This window comes from Roseovarius sp. (genome assembly GCF_030373445.1).
Lineage (GTDB): Bacteria > Pseudomonadota > Alphaproteobacteria > Rhodobacterales > Rhodobacteraceae > Roseovarius.
In genome coordinates, this window is record NZ_JAUCYU010000014.1 from 89,814 (window position 1) to 104,357 (window position 14,544).

18 protein-coding genes are annotated in these 14,544 nt (G+C 65.8%); 16 read left to right on the forward strand and 2 right to left on the reverse strand.

Annotation, left to right across the window (positions count from 1 at the left end; all coding sequences use genetic code 11):
* The first annotated feature begins 38 nt into the window (after nt 1-38).
* From phnG to QUV18_RS21280, 3 genes are read left to right on the forward strand one after another with little or no spacing between them, the layout of a single operon-like run.
* The gene (phnG, locus tag QUV18_RS21270; protein ID WP_300896147.1) at nt 39-482 is read left to right on the forward strand and encodes a phosphonate C-P lyase system protein PhnG; all 444 of its coding nucleotides are present in this window, start codon (nt 39-41) and stop codon (nt 480-482) included.
* Nucleotides 482-1,060 carry a phosphonate C-P lyase system protein PhnH gene (phnH, locus tag QUV18_RS21275; RefSeq protein ID WP_300896148.1) on the forward strand — a complete coding sequence of 193 codons (579 nt, stop codon included), beginning with the start codon at nt 482-484 and terminating at the stop codon, nt 1,058-1,060. Before phnG ends, phnH begins: the two co-directional genes overlap by 1 nt.
* Complete coding sequence (locus QUV18_RS21280) at nt 1,051-2,166, forward strand: carbon-phosphorus lyase complex subunit PhnI (protein ID WP_300896149.1); 1,116 nt, start codon at nt 1,051-1,053, stop codon at nt 2,164-2,166. Before phnH ends, QUV18_RS21280 begins: the two co-directional genes overlap by 10 nt.
* 67 nt (nt 2,167-2,233) lie before the next feature.
* Here QUV18_RS21280 and QUV18_RS21285 read toward each other — a convergent pair whose 3' ends face one another.
* A complete protein-coding gene (locus tag QUV18_RS21285) occupies nt 2,234-2,374 on the reverse strand; it encodes a hypothetical protein (protein WP_300896150.1) in 141 nt (46 codons plus the stop codon).
* 107 nt (nt 2,375-2,481) lie between these two features.
* On the opposite strand from QUV18_RS21285, the gene QUV18_RS21290 reads away from it, so the two are divergent.
* The 5 genes from QUV18_RS21290 to phnN are packed head-to-tail and all read left to right on the forward strand — an operon-like array spanning nt 2,482 to nt 6,312.
* The gene (locus QUV18_RS21290) at nt 2,482-3,351 is read left to right on the forward strand and encodes an alpha-D-ribose 1-methylphosphonate 5-phosphate C-P-lyase PhnJ (RefSeq protein WP_300896229.1); all 870 of its coding nucleotides are present in this window, start codon (nt 2,482-2,484) and stop codon (nt 3,349-3,351) included.
* Complete coding sequence (gene phnK, locus QUV18_RS21295; protein WP_300896151.1) at nt 3,348-4,118, forward strand: phosphonate C-P lyase system protein PhnK; 771 nt, start codon at nt 3,348-3,350, stop codon at nt 4,116-4,118. Before QUV18_RS21290 ends, phnK begins: the two co-directional genes overlap by 4 nt.
* Before the next feature lie 3 nt (nt 4,119-4,121).
* Nucleotides 4,122-5,075, forward strand: a complete 954-nt coding sequence (locus tag QUV18_RS21300; protein ID WP_300896152.1) for a CorA family divalent cation transporter — start codon at nt 4,122-4,124, stop codon at nt 5,073-5,075.
* An 11-nt stretch (nt 5,076-5,086) separates the two neighbouring features.
* Complete coding sequence (gene phnL / locus QUV18_RS21305; protein ID WP_300896230.1) at nt 5,087-5,767, forward strand: phosphonate C-P lyase system protein PhnL; 681 nt, start codon at nt 5,087-5,089, stop codon at nt 5,765-5,767.
* Nucleotides 5,764-6,312 carry a phosphonate metabolism protein/1,5-bisphosphokinase (PRPP-forming) PhnN gene (gene phnN, locus QUV18_RS21310; RefSeq protein WP_300896153.1) on the forward strand — a complete coding sequence of 183 codons (549 nt, stop codon included), beginning with the start codon at nt 5,764-5,766 and terminating at the stop codon, nt 6,310-6,312. Before phnL ends, phnN begins: the two co-directional genes overlap by 4 nt.
* Here phnN and QUV18_RS21315 read toward each other — a convergent pair.
* Complete coding sequence (locus QUV18_RS21315; RefSeq protein ID WP_300896155.1) at nt 6,294-6,980, reverse strand: DUF1045 domain-containing protein; 687 nt, start codon at nt 6,978-6,980, stop codon at nt 6,294-6,296. The two genes, phnN and QUV18_RS21315, sit on opposite strands and share 19 nt — an antisense overlap.
* 47 nt (nt 6,981-7,027) lie before the next feature.
* Here QUV18_RS21315 and QUV18_RS21320 point away from each other — a divergent pair, with 47 nt between their 5' ends.
* The 8 genes from QUV18_RS21320 to QUV18_RS21355 all read left to right on the forward strand — a co-directional run bounded on the left by QUV18_RS21320 (nt 7,028) and on the right by QUV18_RS21355 (nt 14,171).
* Nucleotides 7,028-8,170 carry an alpha-D-ribose 1-methylphosphonate 5-triphosphate diphosphatase gene (locus QUV18_RS21320; RefSeq protein ID WP_300896156.1) on the forward strand — a complete coding sequence of 381 codons (1,143 nt, stop codon included), beginning with the start codon at nt 7,028-7,030 and terminating at the stop codon, nt 8,168-8,170.
* 62 nt (nt 8,171-8,232) lie between these two features.
* A complete protein-coding gene (locus QUV18_RS21325; protein ID WP_300896158.1) occupies nt 8,233-8,928 on the forward strand; it encodes a fumarylacetoacetate hydrolase family protein in 696 nt (231 codons plus the stop codon).
* A 10-nt stretch (nt 8,929-8,938) separates the two neighbouring features.
* Entirely contained in the window at nt 8,939-9,196 is a 258-nt protein-coding gene (locus QUV18_RS21330; RefSeq protein ID WP_300896159.1) for a hypothetical protein, read from the forward strand.
* 144 nt (nt 9,197-9,340) lie between these two features.
* A complete protein-coding gene (locus QUV18_RS21335; protein WP_300896161.1) occupies nt 9,341-10,033 on the forward strand; it encodes a hypothetical protein in 693 nt (230 codons plus the stop codon).
* Between the two features lie 75 nt (nt 10,034-10,108).
* Complete coding sequence (locus QUV18_RS21340) at nt 10,109-10,741, forward strand: SGNH/GDSL hydrolase family protein (protein WP_300896162.1); 633 nt, start codon at nt 10,109-10,111, stop codon at nt 10,739-10,741.
* A gap of 244 nt (nt 10,742-10,985) precedes the next feature.
* The gene (locus QUV18_RS21345; protein ID WP_300896163.1) at nt 10,986-12,023 is read left to right on the forward strand and encodes a TRAP transporter substrate-binding protein; all 1,038 of its coding nucleotides are present in this window, start codon (nt 10,986-10,988) and stop codon (nt 12,021-12,023) included.
* Between the two features lie 64 nt (nt 12,024-12,087).
* On the forward strand, nt 12,088-12,672 hold the full coding sequence (locus QUV18_RS21350) for a TRAP transporter small permease (protein ID WP_300896165.1): 585 nt from the start codon (nt 12,088-12,090) through the stop codon (nt 12,670-12,672).
* On the forward strand, nt 12,669-14,171 hold the full coding sequence (locus QUV18_RS21355) for a TRAP transporter large permease (RefSeq protein ID WP_300896166.1): 1,503 nt from the start codon (nt 12,669-12,671) through the stop codon (nt 14,169-14,171). Before QUV18_RS21350 ends, QUV18_RS21355 begins: the two co-directional genes overlap by 4 nt.
* The last annotated feature ends 373 nt before the right edge of the window (nt 14,172-14,544 follow it).

Consider the following 14,544-nt stretch of genomic DNA (forward strand, 5'->3'; position numbering starts at 1 on the left):
GTTGTATAGTAAATTAGACAAGCTGGCAAGGTGTCTAGATGACCGCGAATGACGAGCGCAAGGCATGGATGGGCCTTCTGGCCAAGGCCCCGGCGACGGAGCTGGCACGGCTTTGGGAGGCGTTCGGGGAGGAGCCCGGGCATGACTGGCTTCGGGCGCCGGAGGCCGGCGGCGTGATGGTGCGCGGCCGGGCCGGGGCGACGGGGGCGCCGTTCAACCTGGGCGAGATGACGGTGACGCGCTGTTCGCTGAAGCTGGAAGGCGGCGCGGTGGGGCATGGCTATGTGCAGGGGCGCGACAAGCGGCAGGCCCGGCAGGCGGCGCTGGTGGATGCGCTGATGCAGACGGGCGAGGCCGCGACGGTGCGCGAGGCGATCCTCGATCCGCTGGCGGAGACGCTGGAGACGGCAAGGGCCGCGAGGGCGGCGAAGGCCGCGGCGACGAAGGTGGATTTCTTCACCATGGTGCGGGGAGAGGATTGATGGACGCGGCGGTTCTGGAAGGCGGGTTCGGGGATGCGCCGGTGGAGGCCGCGCGGGCGTTTCGCGCGGCGATGCGGGTGATGGCGCGGCCGGGCACGATAGAGGATCTCGACGCGGCACGGCCGCCGGCGCCGGTGTCGGTGGCGGCGGGGACGCTTTTGCTGACGCTGTGTGACCATGAAACGGGGGTTTATCTGGCCGGGGCGTATGACACGGGCGAATTGCGGGAGTGGCTGGCGTTTCATACCGGGGCGCCGGTTGTGGCGGCTGAGCGCGCGCAGTTCGCGCTGGGGGACTGGGATGCGCTGATGCCATTGTCGCAGTACGCGGTGGGGACGCCGGAATATCCGGATCGTTCAGCGACGCTGATTGTCGAGATGGAGCGGCTGGAGGCCAAGGGCACGGGGCTGCGCGGGCCGGGGATCAAGGAGCGGGCGGAGCTGAGCCTGCCGGATGCGGACGCGATGCGGAGTAATGCGCGGCGGTTTCCGCTGGGGGTGGATTTCTTCCTGACCTGCGGCAACCGGGTGGCCGCCTTGCCGCGCTCGACCAGACTGGAGGATGCGCCATGTACGTAGCGGTCAAGGGTGGCGAACGGGCGATCGACAACGCCCATGCGTGGCTGGCCGACGAGCGGCGGGGCGACCGGGGCGTGGCCGAGCTTTCGGTGGCGCAGATCCGGGAGCAGTTGAGCCTGGCGGTGAACCGGGTGATGGCGGAGGGGTCGCTGTACGATCCGGACCTTGCGGCGCTGGCGATCAAGCAGTCGCGCGGCGACCTGATCGAGGCGATCTTCCTGATCCGGGCGTACCGGACGACCCTGCCGCGGTTCGGCGCGTCGAAGCCCATCGAGACGGGCGAGATGGCCTGTGACCGGCGGATCTCGGCGACGTTCAAGGATGCGCCGGGCGGGCAGGTTCTGGGGCCGACCTTCGATTACACACATCGTCTGCTGGATTTCAAACTGGCCGCCGATGGCGAGGTGCCGGAGGCGCCGGAGGGCACGCCGCAGGGCGGGGACGTGCCGCATATTACCGGGTACCTGAACCGCGAGGGGCTGATCCAGGACGAGCCGGAGAGTGACGAGGTGCCGCCGGACCTGACGCGGGAGCCGATGGAATTGCCTGCCGGGCGGCCGCTAAGGCTGCAGTCGCTGACGCGGGGCGACGAGGGGTTCGTGCTGGGCATGGCGTACTCGACCCAGCGGGGCTATGCGCGCAACCACGCCTTCGTGGGCGAGCTGCGCATCGGGGCCGTGGCTGTGGAGATGGATATCCCCGAGCTGGGCTTCGCCATCGAGATCGGCGAGATCACGGTGACGGAATGCGAGACGGTGAACCAGTTCAAGGGGTCGAAGACCGAGCCGCCGCAGTTCACGCGCGGCTACGGGCTGGTCTTCGGGCAGACCGAGCGGAAGGCGATTTCCATGGCGCTGGTCGACCGGGCGCTGCGCTGGAAGGAGCTGGGCGAGGATGACCAGGGGGCGCCGGCGCAGGACGAGGAATTCGTGCTGATGCATTCGGACAATATCCAGGCGACCGGGTTCCTGGAGCATATCAAGCTGCCGCATTACGTGGATTTCCAGAGCGAGCTGGAGCTTGTGCGGAAATTGCGGCGGGAGGTGGAGGCGGCGCGCTCTTCCGTCCTTTCGGACGGCCTCGCCCCGGGGGAGGCGGCGGAATGAGACGGGTGTCGCGAAGGGCGAGGCAAGCCGAAGCCGGGCCCGTGCGGGGCCGGCCTCGGCCGCTTCGTCATTCCGCGGGGGTGTGGTCGTCCGCGTCGTCGGCCGGTTTGCGTCCGAAACCGGAATTCGGGAACATGTCCATGAGCATCTTCCCGACAAGTGCCGCGCCGAAGATTACCATCAGCGCAACGATTACCATCGTCGTCATCTGTTCTCATCCCTCTCTTGATTTGAACATGGGGACACTCGCTAACCGGGAATGTCGGCGAGACCATGGCTGAAAGGGTCCATTTCATGACAAATGAAGCCGAAAATGTGACGGCCTACAACTTTGCCTACCTGGACGAGCAGACCAAGCGGATGATCCGCCGGGCGATCCTGAAAGGGCTGGCCATTCCGGGCTACCAGGTGCCCTTCGCGAGCCGGGAGATGCCGATGCCCTATGGCTGGGGCACGGGGGGCGTGCAGGTGAGTGCCGCGACGCTGACGCCCGAGGATTGCTTCAAGGTGATCGACCAGGGGGCGGATGACACCACGAACGCCGTGTCGATCCGGAAGTTCTTCGAGAAGACCGCCGGGGTGGCCACGACCGAGGAGACGGCGAAGGCCACGGTGATCCAGACGCGGCACCGGATTCCGGAGGAGCGGCTCACGGAGGACCAGGTGCTGGTTTACCAGGTGCCTATTCCCGAACCGCTCAGGTTTCTCGAGCCGAGGGAGACCGAGACGCGGAAGATGCACAGCCTCGAGGAGTACGGGCTGATGCATGTGAAGCTGTACGAGGACGTGGCGCAGCACGGGGCGATTGCCACCGCCTATGCCTATCCGGTGAAGGTGGAGGGGCGGTACGTGATGGACCCGTCGCCCATTCCGAAATTCGACAATCCGAAGCTGGAGATGGACGCGATCCAGCTGTTCGGGGCGGGGCGGGAGCAGCGGATCTACGCGCTGCCGCCGCATTCGAAGGTGGTGAGCCTCGATTTCGAGGATCACCCGTTCGAGGCGTCGAAGGCGGATCATGCCTGCGACCTGTGCGGGGCGGAGGACAGTTACCTCGACGAGGTGATCACCGACGATGCGGGTGGGCGGATGTTCGTCTGTTCGGACACGGATTACTGCCGCTCGCGCCGGGCGGCGGGGCATGTGGGCGCGCAGGGTGCGCCTTACGAGGAGGGCGTGGCATGACACCGCTTCTGCAGGTTCAGGGTGTGTCGAAGTATTACGGCGCGCGGATCGGGTGCGAGGATGTGGGCTTCGAGCTGTATCCGGGCGAAGTGATGGGAATAGTCGGGGAGAGTGGATCGGGAAAATCCACGCTCCTGGGCTGCCTCGCCGGCCAGTTAGCTCCTGATGCCGGCGAGGTTCTGTTCGACACGCGGGGCGAGGGGCTGCGCGATACTTTGAAGATGTCGGAGCCGGAACGGCGGATGCTGGGGCGGACGGATTGGGCGTTCGTGCATCAGAACGCAAGGGATGGCCTGCGGATGGGCGTGAGTGCCGGGGGCAACGTGGGCGAGCGGCTGATGGCCGTGGGCGCGCGGCATTACGGGCAGATCCGGGGGCAGGCGATCGACTGGCTGGGGCGGGTCGAGATTTCGGAGGACCGGGTGGACGACCGGCCGGGGATGTTCTCGGGCGGCATGCAGCAGCGGTTGCAGATCGCGCGGAACCTGGTGACCGGGCCGAGGTTGGTATTCATGGACGAGCCCACCGGCGGCCTTGACGTGTCTGTGCAGGCAAGGCTGCTGGACCTGCTGCGGGGGCTGGTGCGCGAGATGGGGCTTTCCGCCATCATCGTGACGCATGATTTGGCCGTTGTCCGGCTGCTGGCCGACCGGCTGATGGTGATGAAGGACGGGCATGTCGTCGAGGCCGGACTGACGGACCAGGTGTTGGACGACCCGCAGCACGGGTATACGCAGTTGCTGGTGTCGAGTGTTTTGCAGGTGTAGCCGATGATCGAGAGTTTCAGACCGGACGAGGCCGGGGGGCTTGCGCGCGAGGAGGGGATCGGGACCGATGCGGTCTGGATCGACCTTCTGGAGCCCACGCCGGAGGAACTGGTGGAGGTGGGCCGGGCCACGGAGGCCGAGCTGCCGAGCAAGGAGGATATGGAGGAGATCGAGCTGTCGAGCCGGCTGTACCGGGACGGCGAGATCGACTTCATGACACTGGTGCTGCCGGCGCTGTCGGAGACCGAGAAGCACGAGGTGGCGCCGGTTACTTTCGTGATGTGCAAGGGGCGGCTGGTGACGATCCGGTACCACGCGCCGCGGCCGTTCAAGACCTATCCGGCAAGGGCGGCGCACAGCCCCTATGACACCAATTCCTCGCAGGAGGTGCTGTTCGGGCTACTGGACGAGATCATCGACCGGCTGGCGGATATCCTCGAGCTGACCGACGGGCGGATCGAGGGGGTGTCGCGGGGCCTGTTCGGCAACGGCCTTGAGGTCGAGGTGGCCGACCGGCGTTCGGCCCTGGCGACGCTGGGGCAGGCGGGGGCGCTGGTGTCGGACGTGCGGAACAGCCTTGTGACGATCGAGCGGGCGCTGACCTTCCTGAACCGCGAGGCGGCGGGAGGCGGGAAGAAGCCGCCGCGCGCGCTGAAGGTGCTGTCGAGCGACGTGGCGTCGCTGGCGGAACATGCGGGGTTCCTGACGCAAAAGCTGAGCCTGATCCTCGATACGTTCTTCGGCCTGACCACGATCGAGCAGAATGCCGTGACCAAGACCTTCTCCCTGGTCGCCGTCCTGTTCATGCCGCCGACGCTGATCGGGGCGGTGTTCGGGATGAATTTCGCGTGGATGCCGTGGATCGCCACGCCCTGGGGCTTTGGTGCCTCGGTGGTGGCGATGGTGGCGTCTTCGGTGCTGTCTTACCTCTATTTCCGCTGGAAGAACCTGTTATGACCCATGATCCCGTGATCGCGCTGAGCGATGTGTCGAAATCTTTCGTGCTGCATAACCAGGGGGGCGCGCGGATCCCGGTGATGGCGGGGGCTGACCTGTCCGTCGCCGCGGGGGAATGCGTGGCGCTGACCGGCGCGTCGGGGGCGGGGAAATCGACCCTGATGCGGATGATCTATGGCAATTACCTTGCCGCGTCGGGCCGGATCATGGTGGCCGGGGTGGACGTGGCGAAGGCCGAGCCAAGGGAAATACTGAGCTTGCGGCGGCAGACGCTGGGCTACGTGAGCCAGTTCCTGCGGGTGGTGCCGAGGGTGCCGACGCGGGAGGTGGTGGCGGAGCCGCTACTGGTGACGGGGCACGAGCGGCAGGAGGCGATGGCCCGGGCCGAGCGCCTGCTGGCACGGCTGAATATCCCTGAGCGCCTGTGGGATCTGAGCCCGACGACCTTTTCGGGGGGCGAGCAGCAAAGGGTGAATATCGCAAGGGGGTTTGCCTATACCTATCCGGCGATGCTTCTCGACGAGCCGACCGCGAGCCTGGATGCGGAGAACCGGGACACGGTTCTGACGCTGATCGAAGAGGCCAAGGCGCGGGGTGCGGCGATCCTGGGGATCTTCCACGACGTGGCGGCGCGGGAGCGGGTCTGTGACCGGGAGGTCGACGTCTCGGCCTTCACGCCGGCCGCGGCATGAGCGAGGGCGCGCTCATTGGCGTGGTGGGGCCGTCGGGCGTGGGCAAGGACAGTGTCATGCAGGCGCTGGTGGAGGCCGAACCGTCGATGGGGCTGGTGCGGCGGGTGATCACCCGGCCGGAGGCGGCGGGCGGCGAGGATTTCGAGGGCGTGAGCGAGGCGGAGTTTGCCCGGCGGCGGGAGGCGGGCGCGTTCGTGCTGCACTGGCCGGCGCACGGGTTGTTCTATGGCGTGCCGGCGACGGTGACGGCGCGGCTGGCCGAGGGCGAGACGTGCCTTGTGAACCTGTCGCGGGCCGTGCTGGGGCAGGCGGAGCGGCTGTTCGAGCGGTTCGTCACCCTGCACCTGACGGCGCCGGCGGAGGTGCTGGCGGCGCGGCTGGCAAAGCGGGGCCGGGAGGACGAGGCGGAAATCGCGCGGCGGCTGTCGCGGCAGGGGTTTGCCCTGCCCGAGGGGCTGGGGCAGGTCATCGAGGTGGCCAATGACGGGCCGCTGGGCAGAACCGTCGAGACGGTTCTGGCGCGGCTTCAGGCGGGGAAGGTGTGACGTTGGATCAGGTGGAAGAAGCCATCCTCCCCCTCGCCCACGAGGCTGAGCCCGTCGAGGGTGAAGGGTTCGGGCACGAGCCCGTCGAGCTGTTGGGCGAGGACCGCTTTCACCGGTTCGATCCGGTCCTTCGGCAGCTTGGAGGACAGGGTCATGTGGAAGCGGAATTCGTCCATCACGTAAGGATAGCCCCAGCGTTCGAGCAGCGCCTCCTGCCGGTCGGAGAGGCCCGCGGCGCGGCGTTTTGCAAGCTCGGCCTCGGTGGGCGGGGCGCGGAAGCTGTCGAGGGTTTCGACGGTCATCGCCGCCACCCCCTGAAGCTTGGTCGCATCGCCCCGGGGCACGAGGGCAAGGAAGCGGCCCAGCGCGGCCAGCTCCAGCCCGTCGACGATAGCGGCGGGCATCTGGGTGCAGAGCCGGTCGAAGGCGGTGAAGAGCGCGTCTTCGGCCTGGTCCGGGGCCAGCCGGAAGGGTGGCTTTATCGTGGCGTGAAACCCGTAGGGCCGGGGCGATTCCGTCAGCTCGGCCAGCGGCGCCGGCAGGCCCGCGATCTCGGGCTGGTCGGCCGGTTCGCCGCGGGCGATGTCCCATCCCAGCCAGTCCGCCCCGAAGCGGGCGAGCCCCTCGTCGGAGGGTGTGTAATAGACCGCGTAGCGCTTGTATTCCATCGTTCCGCCTTTCCCGTCATTCCCTGCCACCGAAGAGTATCTCTGACATGACACAGGAAATCGTTCTCGCCAATGCCGCCGTGGTTCTGCCGGGGGAAACCGTCGCCGGATCGGTCCGGTTCCGCGGCGAGGAGATCGTGGATATCGCGACAGGTCGCGGCGTGCCCGCGGGCGCGGTGGATTGCGGTGGCGATTACGTGGCGCCGGGGCTGGTGGAGCTGCATACCGACAACCTCGAACGGCATATCCAGCCAAGGCCGATGGTCGACTGGCCGCATAACGCCGCGATCCTGGCGCATGACGCCGAGCTTGCCGGGACGGGGATCACCACGGTGTTCGACGCGATGCGGGTGGGTTCTATTCCCAACGGGCAGGGGCGGTACCTGAAATATGCCCGGCAGCTGGCGTCGGAATTGTGGACGCTGCGGGCGGAGGATGCGCTGAAGATCAGCCATTTCCTGCACCTGCGGGCGGAGGTGTGTTCGGAAACGCTGATCGAGGAGATGGCGGAGTTCGGGGCGGCCGACCGGGTGGGGCTGGTCAGCCTGATGGACCACACGCCGGGGCAGCGGCAGTTCCGCGATATCAGCAAGCTGGAGGATTACCTGAAGGGGAAGAAGGGGTTTTCCGATGCCGAGTTCGCCGAGCACGTGGCGCAGTTGAAGGCGCTGCGGGCGCAGTATGGCGACCGGCACGAGGCCGAGGCGGTGAAGGCGGCGGGGCGGTATGGGGCGGTGCTGGCGAGCCATGACGACACGACCGAGGCGCAGGTGGCGGTCTCGCATGGCTATGGCATCAGGCTGGCGGAGTTTCCCACGACGCTGGAGGCGGCAAGGGCCTGTCACGCCTGCGGGATCGCGGTGATGATGGGGGCGCCGAACCTCATTCGCGGCGGGTCGCATTCGGGGAACGTGGCGGCGCGGGAGCTGGCCGAGGCGGGGCTTCTGGATATCCTGAGTTCGGATTACGTGCCGGCCGCGTTGCTGATGGCGGCGGTGCAGCTGGGCGAGATCTGGGGCGACATGGCGCGGGGGATCGCGACGGTGACGCGGAACCCGGCGAGGGCGGTGCACCTGGAGGACCGGGGCGAGATTGCCGGGGGCCAAAGGGCGGACGTGGTAAGGTTCGCGCTGCGCGGCGGCGTGCCGGCGGTGAGGGGCGTGTGGTCGCGCGGGGTGAGGGTGGCGTGAGCGGGCTTTGACTTCGTGCTTGGCGGCGCCCATAAGGCGGGCGAACGCCAAAGGAGACGCCCATGCCTGCCGAGTACCTGTTCGATGCGCCCGAGCAACCCGTGGTGCCCGTGGAGGGCGAGGCGCGGGAGTTTCCCGTGCGCCGCATCTTCTGTGTCGGGCGCAACTATGCCGCCCATGCCGCCGAGATGGGCAACGAGGTCGACCGTGAGGCGCCGTTCTATTTCACCAAGTCGGCCCATGCGCTGTGCCTGTCGGGGGGCGAGATCGACTATCCGCCGGGGACCGCGGATTGCCATCACGAGATGGAGTTCGTGGTGGCGCTGGACAAGGGCGGCAGCGATGTCGCCGAGGCCGACGCGCTGGGGCTGGTCTATGGCTATGCCTGCGGGATCGACCTGACGCGGCGGGACCTGCAGGCGGCGGCGAAGGAGAAACGGCGGCCCTGGGACCTGGGCAAGGATTTCGAGAACGCGGCGATCATCGGGACGCTGACGCCGAAGGCGGCGTTCGGCGAGATCGGGGAGCAGCGGATCGCGCTCAGGAAGGATGGCGAGACGGTGCAGGAGGCGGTGCTGTCGGAGATGGTGTGGAGCGTGCCCGAGCTGATTGCGCACCTGTCGCGGTTCTACACTCTGGCGCCAGGAGACCTGATCTATACCGGCACGCCGGCGGGGGTGGGGCCGGTACAGCCCGGGTCCGTGCTCGAGGGGGAGATCGAGGGGCTGTCGCCGCTCCGGATCGGGATTTCGGGGTAGGGTCGGGCCGGTGCGGCTGCGGATCGGCCGGGTCGGGTCAGCGATCCTGTCCGTGGCGTGCCTCGGGCTGTTCGTGGTGTTCGGGGCGCTGTTTCATCTGCAGTATTCCAGGTGGCGGGGCTGTTTCAACGAGCAGGGCCGGTGCTTCGACGCGGAGGCCGGGGTGGTGTACCAGGCGCAATCCGGTATCGTCTGGGGCGCGCTTGCGGTCGTGGCGCTTGGTGTGTCGGGGATGTTTTTGTGGGGGTTGGTCAGGGCTGGAAGGTAAGGTGGGTGCGGCCGGGGCGATTGGTTGAGGGGATAGGTTGGAGGGATGTCGACGTTGGAACAAGCCAGTCAGGATCGTCATGAGGGATGATATTTCCGAAACCTCGGCATGCTTGCATGAGAGTTTGGTCATAAGGACGTTTGCATGAAGGATGTTTCCATGCGCCTGTGTTTCCTTGTCTTGTTGTTTCTGCTTCCTGCACGCGTGGTCTTGGCGGATACAGAACGCCTTCTGGGCCCTTTCGTGATTGCTCTACCGGATGATTTGCAAACCTTTCCCGGTGATGAGTACGGATCGGATGACCTGCTTAACCTGATGTGGAAACGCGAGTTGGATCCTCAAAGGATTGCCGAACTCAGGCAAACGAGCGAGGAGGGGCAATTTGACGATCTCGAGGCGACCATTGCGTCCGGGAATACGGGGAATATCATTCTCGCTGCAGAACCTCTTCGGACGGACCTTCTGGGCATGGACGCCAAGGAGCAACACGAACGGTACTGCGACGCGTTCCGCGAATACTGGGGTTACGGGTTCAGCAAGTTCGACCAGGGCAGGCAGATTGGCCACTGCGCATCGCCCGTGGGGGCAATGACCTACGTGATGTGCCGATATTTCGAACGGGACCGCGTTTGCGCATCGGGCATGGATTACATTGAGTTGCTGACCACGAACAGTTTCACCGAGGGCACTTTCTGGACGGACATGGTCGATGGCCTGGCAGACCCTTCATCAGCGAGAGCTGCAGACACGGTGTTACGGAACATGGCCGCCGGTGCGGCGGTCGACAAGGTGAATGATCTGCTCCTCCGGGTCAGGCTTCGAGCCGGTTCGGAATAGTGACGATCCCGGCCATCCTGGCGCCTGTCAATGTTGGAAATATTCACCCGATCCGATTATGAGCTGCAGTACCTTATGAAACGCCAGGCCAAGCCAATGACCGAAAAGCATGTTTGTCTGATGGGGGATTCCGTTTTCGACAATGACGGGTACATCCCGGGCGAACCCGGCGTCATCGAACAGATGCGTCGTTCGGTTCCCCAAAACTGGTCCGCATACAAGGTCGCTGTTGATGGGGACTGTATCGAGGATATCCCCGATCAGCTGGAAAACGTGCCGACGCATGCGACAGACATCGTCGTGAGCATTGGCGGAAATGATCTCAGGAAATTCAGACATCTTCTGACGCAGGCGGCACAAGGTTCAACGCTGGAGGACCTCATTGCGGCTCCGCTCGCGGATTTTGAAATCGCGTATGGCTGGATGCTGGACACGGTAGCCGAGCGCGGCGTGCCGGTTCGCGTCTGCACCATCTACACGGCGATTCCATTCGCGGAGCCGGAAATGAGGGATCATGCCCCGTCTGCGATCGGTGCCTTCAACGCGTTGATCATGCGCCTTGCGGAAAATCGCGGAGTGCCGGTCGTTCGGTTGGACCTGGCCTGTAGAGACGACAGTGACTTCTCGGAGATCTCTCCGATAGAACCGTCCTCGCAAGGTGGGCAGAAGATTGTCGATGCAATTCTACAGTCGCTTGGGCAGGGCTGAGCGTTCAATACCGCCAGCAGGATTCGCCCTATCCGCGACCCCTTCCCGCCAACACGTTTCAAAAAACATTGCAACACCACATTTCTGAAACATTTTCCCTGATGACAGTTGCAAAACGGATCAATTCAATGCCAACATCGGAGCGGCCCAAGACCCGGTGAACGGGCGGGGCGGCTTCGGCTGACGAAGGACGGCCCGCGCGGGACGCGCCGGGAGAAGCGATCTCAAGGGAGGAGACCCGAGAATGACATTTGTGACGAAAGCCATGCGCACCGCACTGGCCGGCGTCGTGGCGGCCGGGATCGGCGGCGCGGCGATGGCGCAGGAGGTGACGCTGAAGATGCACCAGTTCCTGCCGCCGCAGGCGAACGTGCCCAAGCTGATCCTGCAGCCCTGGGCCGACCGGATCATGGAAGCCTCGGACGGGCGCATCAAGATCGACCATTACCCGGCGATGCAGCTTGGCGGCAAGCCGCCCGAGCTGGCCAGCCAGGTGACCGACGGCGTGGCCGACATCATCTGGACGGTGGCGGGCTATACCCCCGGCCGGTTCCCGCAGGCCGAGGTGTTCGAGCTGCCCTTCATGATGACCAACGCGGAGGCGACCTCGCGCGCGTTCTGGCAGTATGCCGAAGCCAACATGATGGACAGCGATTTCAGCGACATCAAGATCCTGGGCGTGTGGGTGCACGGGCCCGGCGTGATCCATTCCAGCTCGCCGGTGAACGAGATCGCCGATCTCAACGGGCTGAAGGTGCGGGGCCCGACGCGGGTGATCACCGGCATGCTGACCGACCTTGGCGCGACCGCCGTGGGCCTGCCGGTGCCGGCCATTCCCGAGGCGCTGTCGAAAGGCGTGATCGATGCCTGCGTGATCCCGTGGGAGGTGACCGCCGCGCTGAAAGTGCCGGAGCTGGTGCAGAACCACACGGTTTTCGGGGGTGAGGCGCTGTACACCACCGCGTTCATCTTCGCGATGAACAAGGACAAGTACGAAAGCCTTCCCGACGACCTGAAGGCGATCATCGACGAGCACACGGGCGAGGATTTCTCGGCCATGGCCGGCAAGCTTCAGGCCGGGGCGGACGTGCCGTCGCGCAAGCTGGCCGAGGACATGGGCAACAACATCATCGACCTGACCCCCGAGCAGGTGGCCGAGTGGAAGGACGCCGCCAGCGGCACCGAGGCCAAGTGGATCGAAGAGATGGACGGCAAGGGCTTCGACGGGCAGGCGCTGGTCGACCAGGCCAAGTCGCTGATCGAAGAGAACACCACCGAGTGAGGCTGACAGGGTCCGGCGCCGGGTGACCCCCGGCGCCGGACGTGTTTCCGGGACAGGTTCCGCAATGCAAAGACTGTTCATGACCCTGGCCCGCGTGATGGCCGTTCTCGGCGGGGCGGTTCTGACGCTGGTGATCTTCGTGACCTGTTTCTCGGTCGCGGGGCGGATGCTGAACGGGTTCCTGCATGGCGGCGTGGCGCAGGGGCTGTTTCCCGAGCTGGCCGACCGGATGATCGCCGCCGGAGTTGGCCCGCTGCTGGGGGATTTCGAGCTGGTCGAGGCCGGGGTGGCCTTTGCCATCTTCGCCTTCCTGCCGCTCTGCCAGATTACCGGGGGCCACGCGAGCGTGGATATCTTCACCTCGAGCCTGCCCAAGGCGGTGAACCGGGGCATTCAGCTTGTCATCGACTGGGTCTTTGCCGCCGTGCTGATCCTGATCGCGTGGCAGCTTTACCAGGGGATGCTGGAGAAGGTGCGCTACAACGAGACGACATTCATGCTGCAATTCCCGGTCTGGTGGGCCTATGCGGCGAGCCTGTGCGCCGCCGTGGTGGCGGCGCTGGTGGGGGTGTTCGTGGCGCTGGCGCGGCTGGGCGAGATCCTGACCGGCCGGGTGATTTTGCATGGTAACGAAGGGGCGGATGCGTGACGAGCCTCGAGATCGGACTGGCGTCGTTCCCCGTGCTGATGGGGCTGATTTTCCTGCGGGTGCCGATCGGCCTTGCGATGTTCCTTGTGGCGCTGGGCGGGCTTTATTTCGTCACTGACGGGATGTCCGTGGCGCTGTCGCGGCTCAAGCACGAGACGTTCTCGACCTTTTCCAGCTACTCGCTGTCGATCGTGCCGATGTTCCTTCTGATGGGGCATTTCGCGACGCTGGGGGGCATGTCGGCGGCGCTGTTCAAGGCGGCGGAGGCGTTTCTGGGCCACCGCAAGGGCGGGGTGGCGATGGCGTCGGTGGGCGCGTGCGCGGGGTTCGGGGCGATCTGCGGGTCGTCGCTGGCCACGGCGGCGACGATGAGCCAGGTCGCGTTGCCGGAGCTGAAGCGGTACGGGTATTCGGGCGGGCTTTCCACGGCGACGCTGGCCGCGGGCGGCACGCTGGGCATTCTCATTCCGCCCTCGGTCATCCTTGTGATCTACGCCATTCTGACAGAGCAGAATATTGCCAAACTCTTTCTGTCGGCGTTCATTCCGGGGATCCTGGCCGCGGTCGGCTACATGTTGACCATCGCGATTTACGTAAGGGTTAACCCGTCGGCCGCCGGATTGCGGGAACCCATCCCGATGAGCGAGCGGTTCCGGGCATTGATGGACGTGTGGCCGGTGCTGCTGGTGTTCCTGCTGGTGGTGGGGGGCATCTACCTTGGCTGGTTCACGCCCACGGAAGGCGCGGCGGTGGGCGCCGCGGGCACCGGGCTGATCGCGCTGCTGAACCGCGGGCTGACGCGGAAGACGCTGGTGCAGAGCTTCTATGCCACGGCGCGCAACACCGCGATGATCTTCTTCATCGTGCTGGGTGCCGCGTTCTACAACGGGTTCCTGGCGCTGACTCAGGTGCCGCAGGAGCTGTCGCAATGGGTGGTGGCGCAGGGGATGAGCCCCTGGGCGGTGCTGGCCTGCATCCTGCTGCTGTACCTGGTGTTCGGCTGTTTGATGGACAGCCTGTCGATGATCCTGCTGACGATTCCGATCTTCTTCCCGATCATCTCGGAGCTTGATTTCGGCTTTGTTTCACTGGCCGCGATGCAGGCCGACGCGGCGAAGGCGGCGCTGGCGGCGGGCGTGCCGGACGTGGCGCCGGAGATGCTGGAGGGGATACGGGCCGCGATGGCGTCGGGGGCCGAGCTGACGCGGGAGCAGATGCAGGCGATCGGGATCAACGTGACGCCGATCATGGCGAACCGTATTGCCGCCGAGGAGGTGGCGATCTGGTTCGGGATCCTCGTGCTGATCGTGGTGGAGGTCGGGCTGATCACGCCGCCGGTGGGGATGAACCTGTTTGTCATCAACTCGATGGACCCCAAGACGCGGATGATCGACACCTACAAGGCGGTGATGCCGTTCGTGGCCTCGGACATCGTACGGGTGGTGATCCTGGTGGCGTTTCCGGGGATCACGCTGTTCCTGTTGAGGGTGCTGCATTAGGGGCGTCGCGGGGTGGGTTGGCACCCAGCCTACGGGGATTTGCGACGTCGGCATCACGTCGGTATTTTGTCGGTATTGCGTCGGTGTTTTTATCGCGGGCGGTGTGGTGGGTTTGCACCCACCCTACGTCGATCCGCCGGGCGAGCGCCGGTCCGTGGGGAGGCGCTGCGACGGTGGTGGATGGCATTTTATGGTGCCGGGTACTTCTTCGTCCACGACGTCACGCGACCTCTCGAAAGCGCCTGCCCGCCGGGACGGGCCGGCGCTCGCCCGGCGCCGCGCCAAGGCGCGGCTTTGTTCCGGGCGTGTGCCACGTTCAGCCGTAGGGTGGGTGACAACCCGCCACAAACGAGGTCCCGGCTCAGGGCCGGGA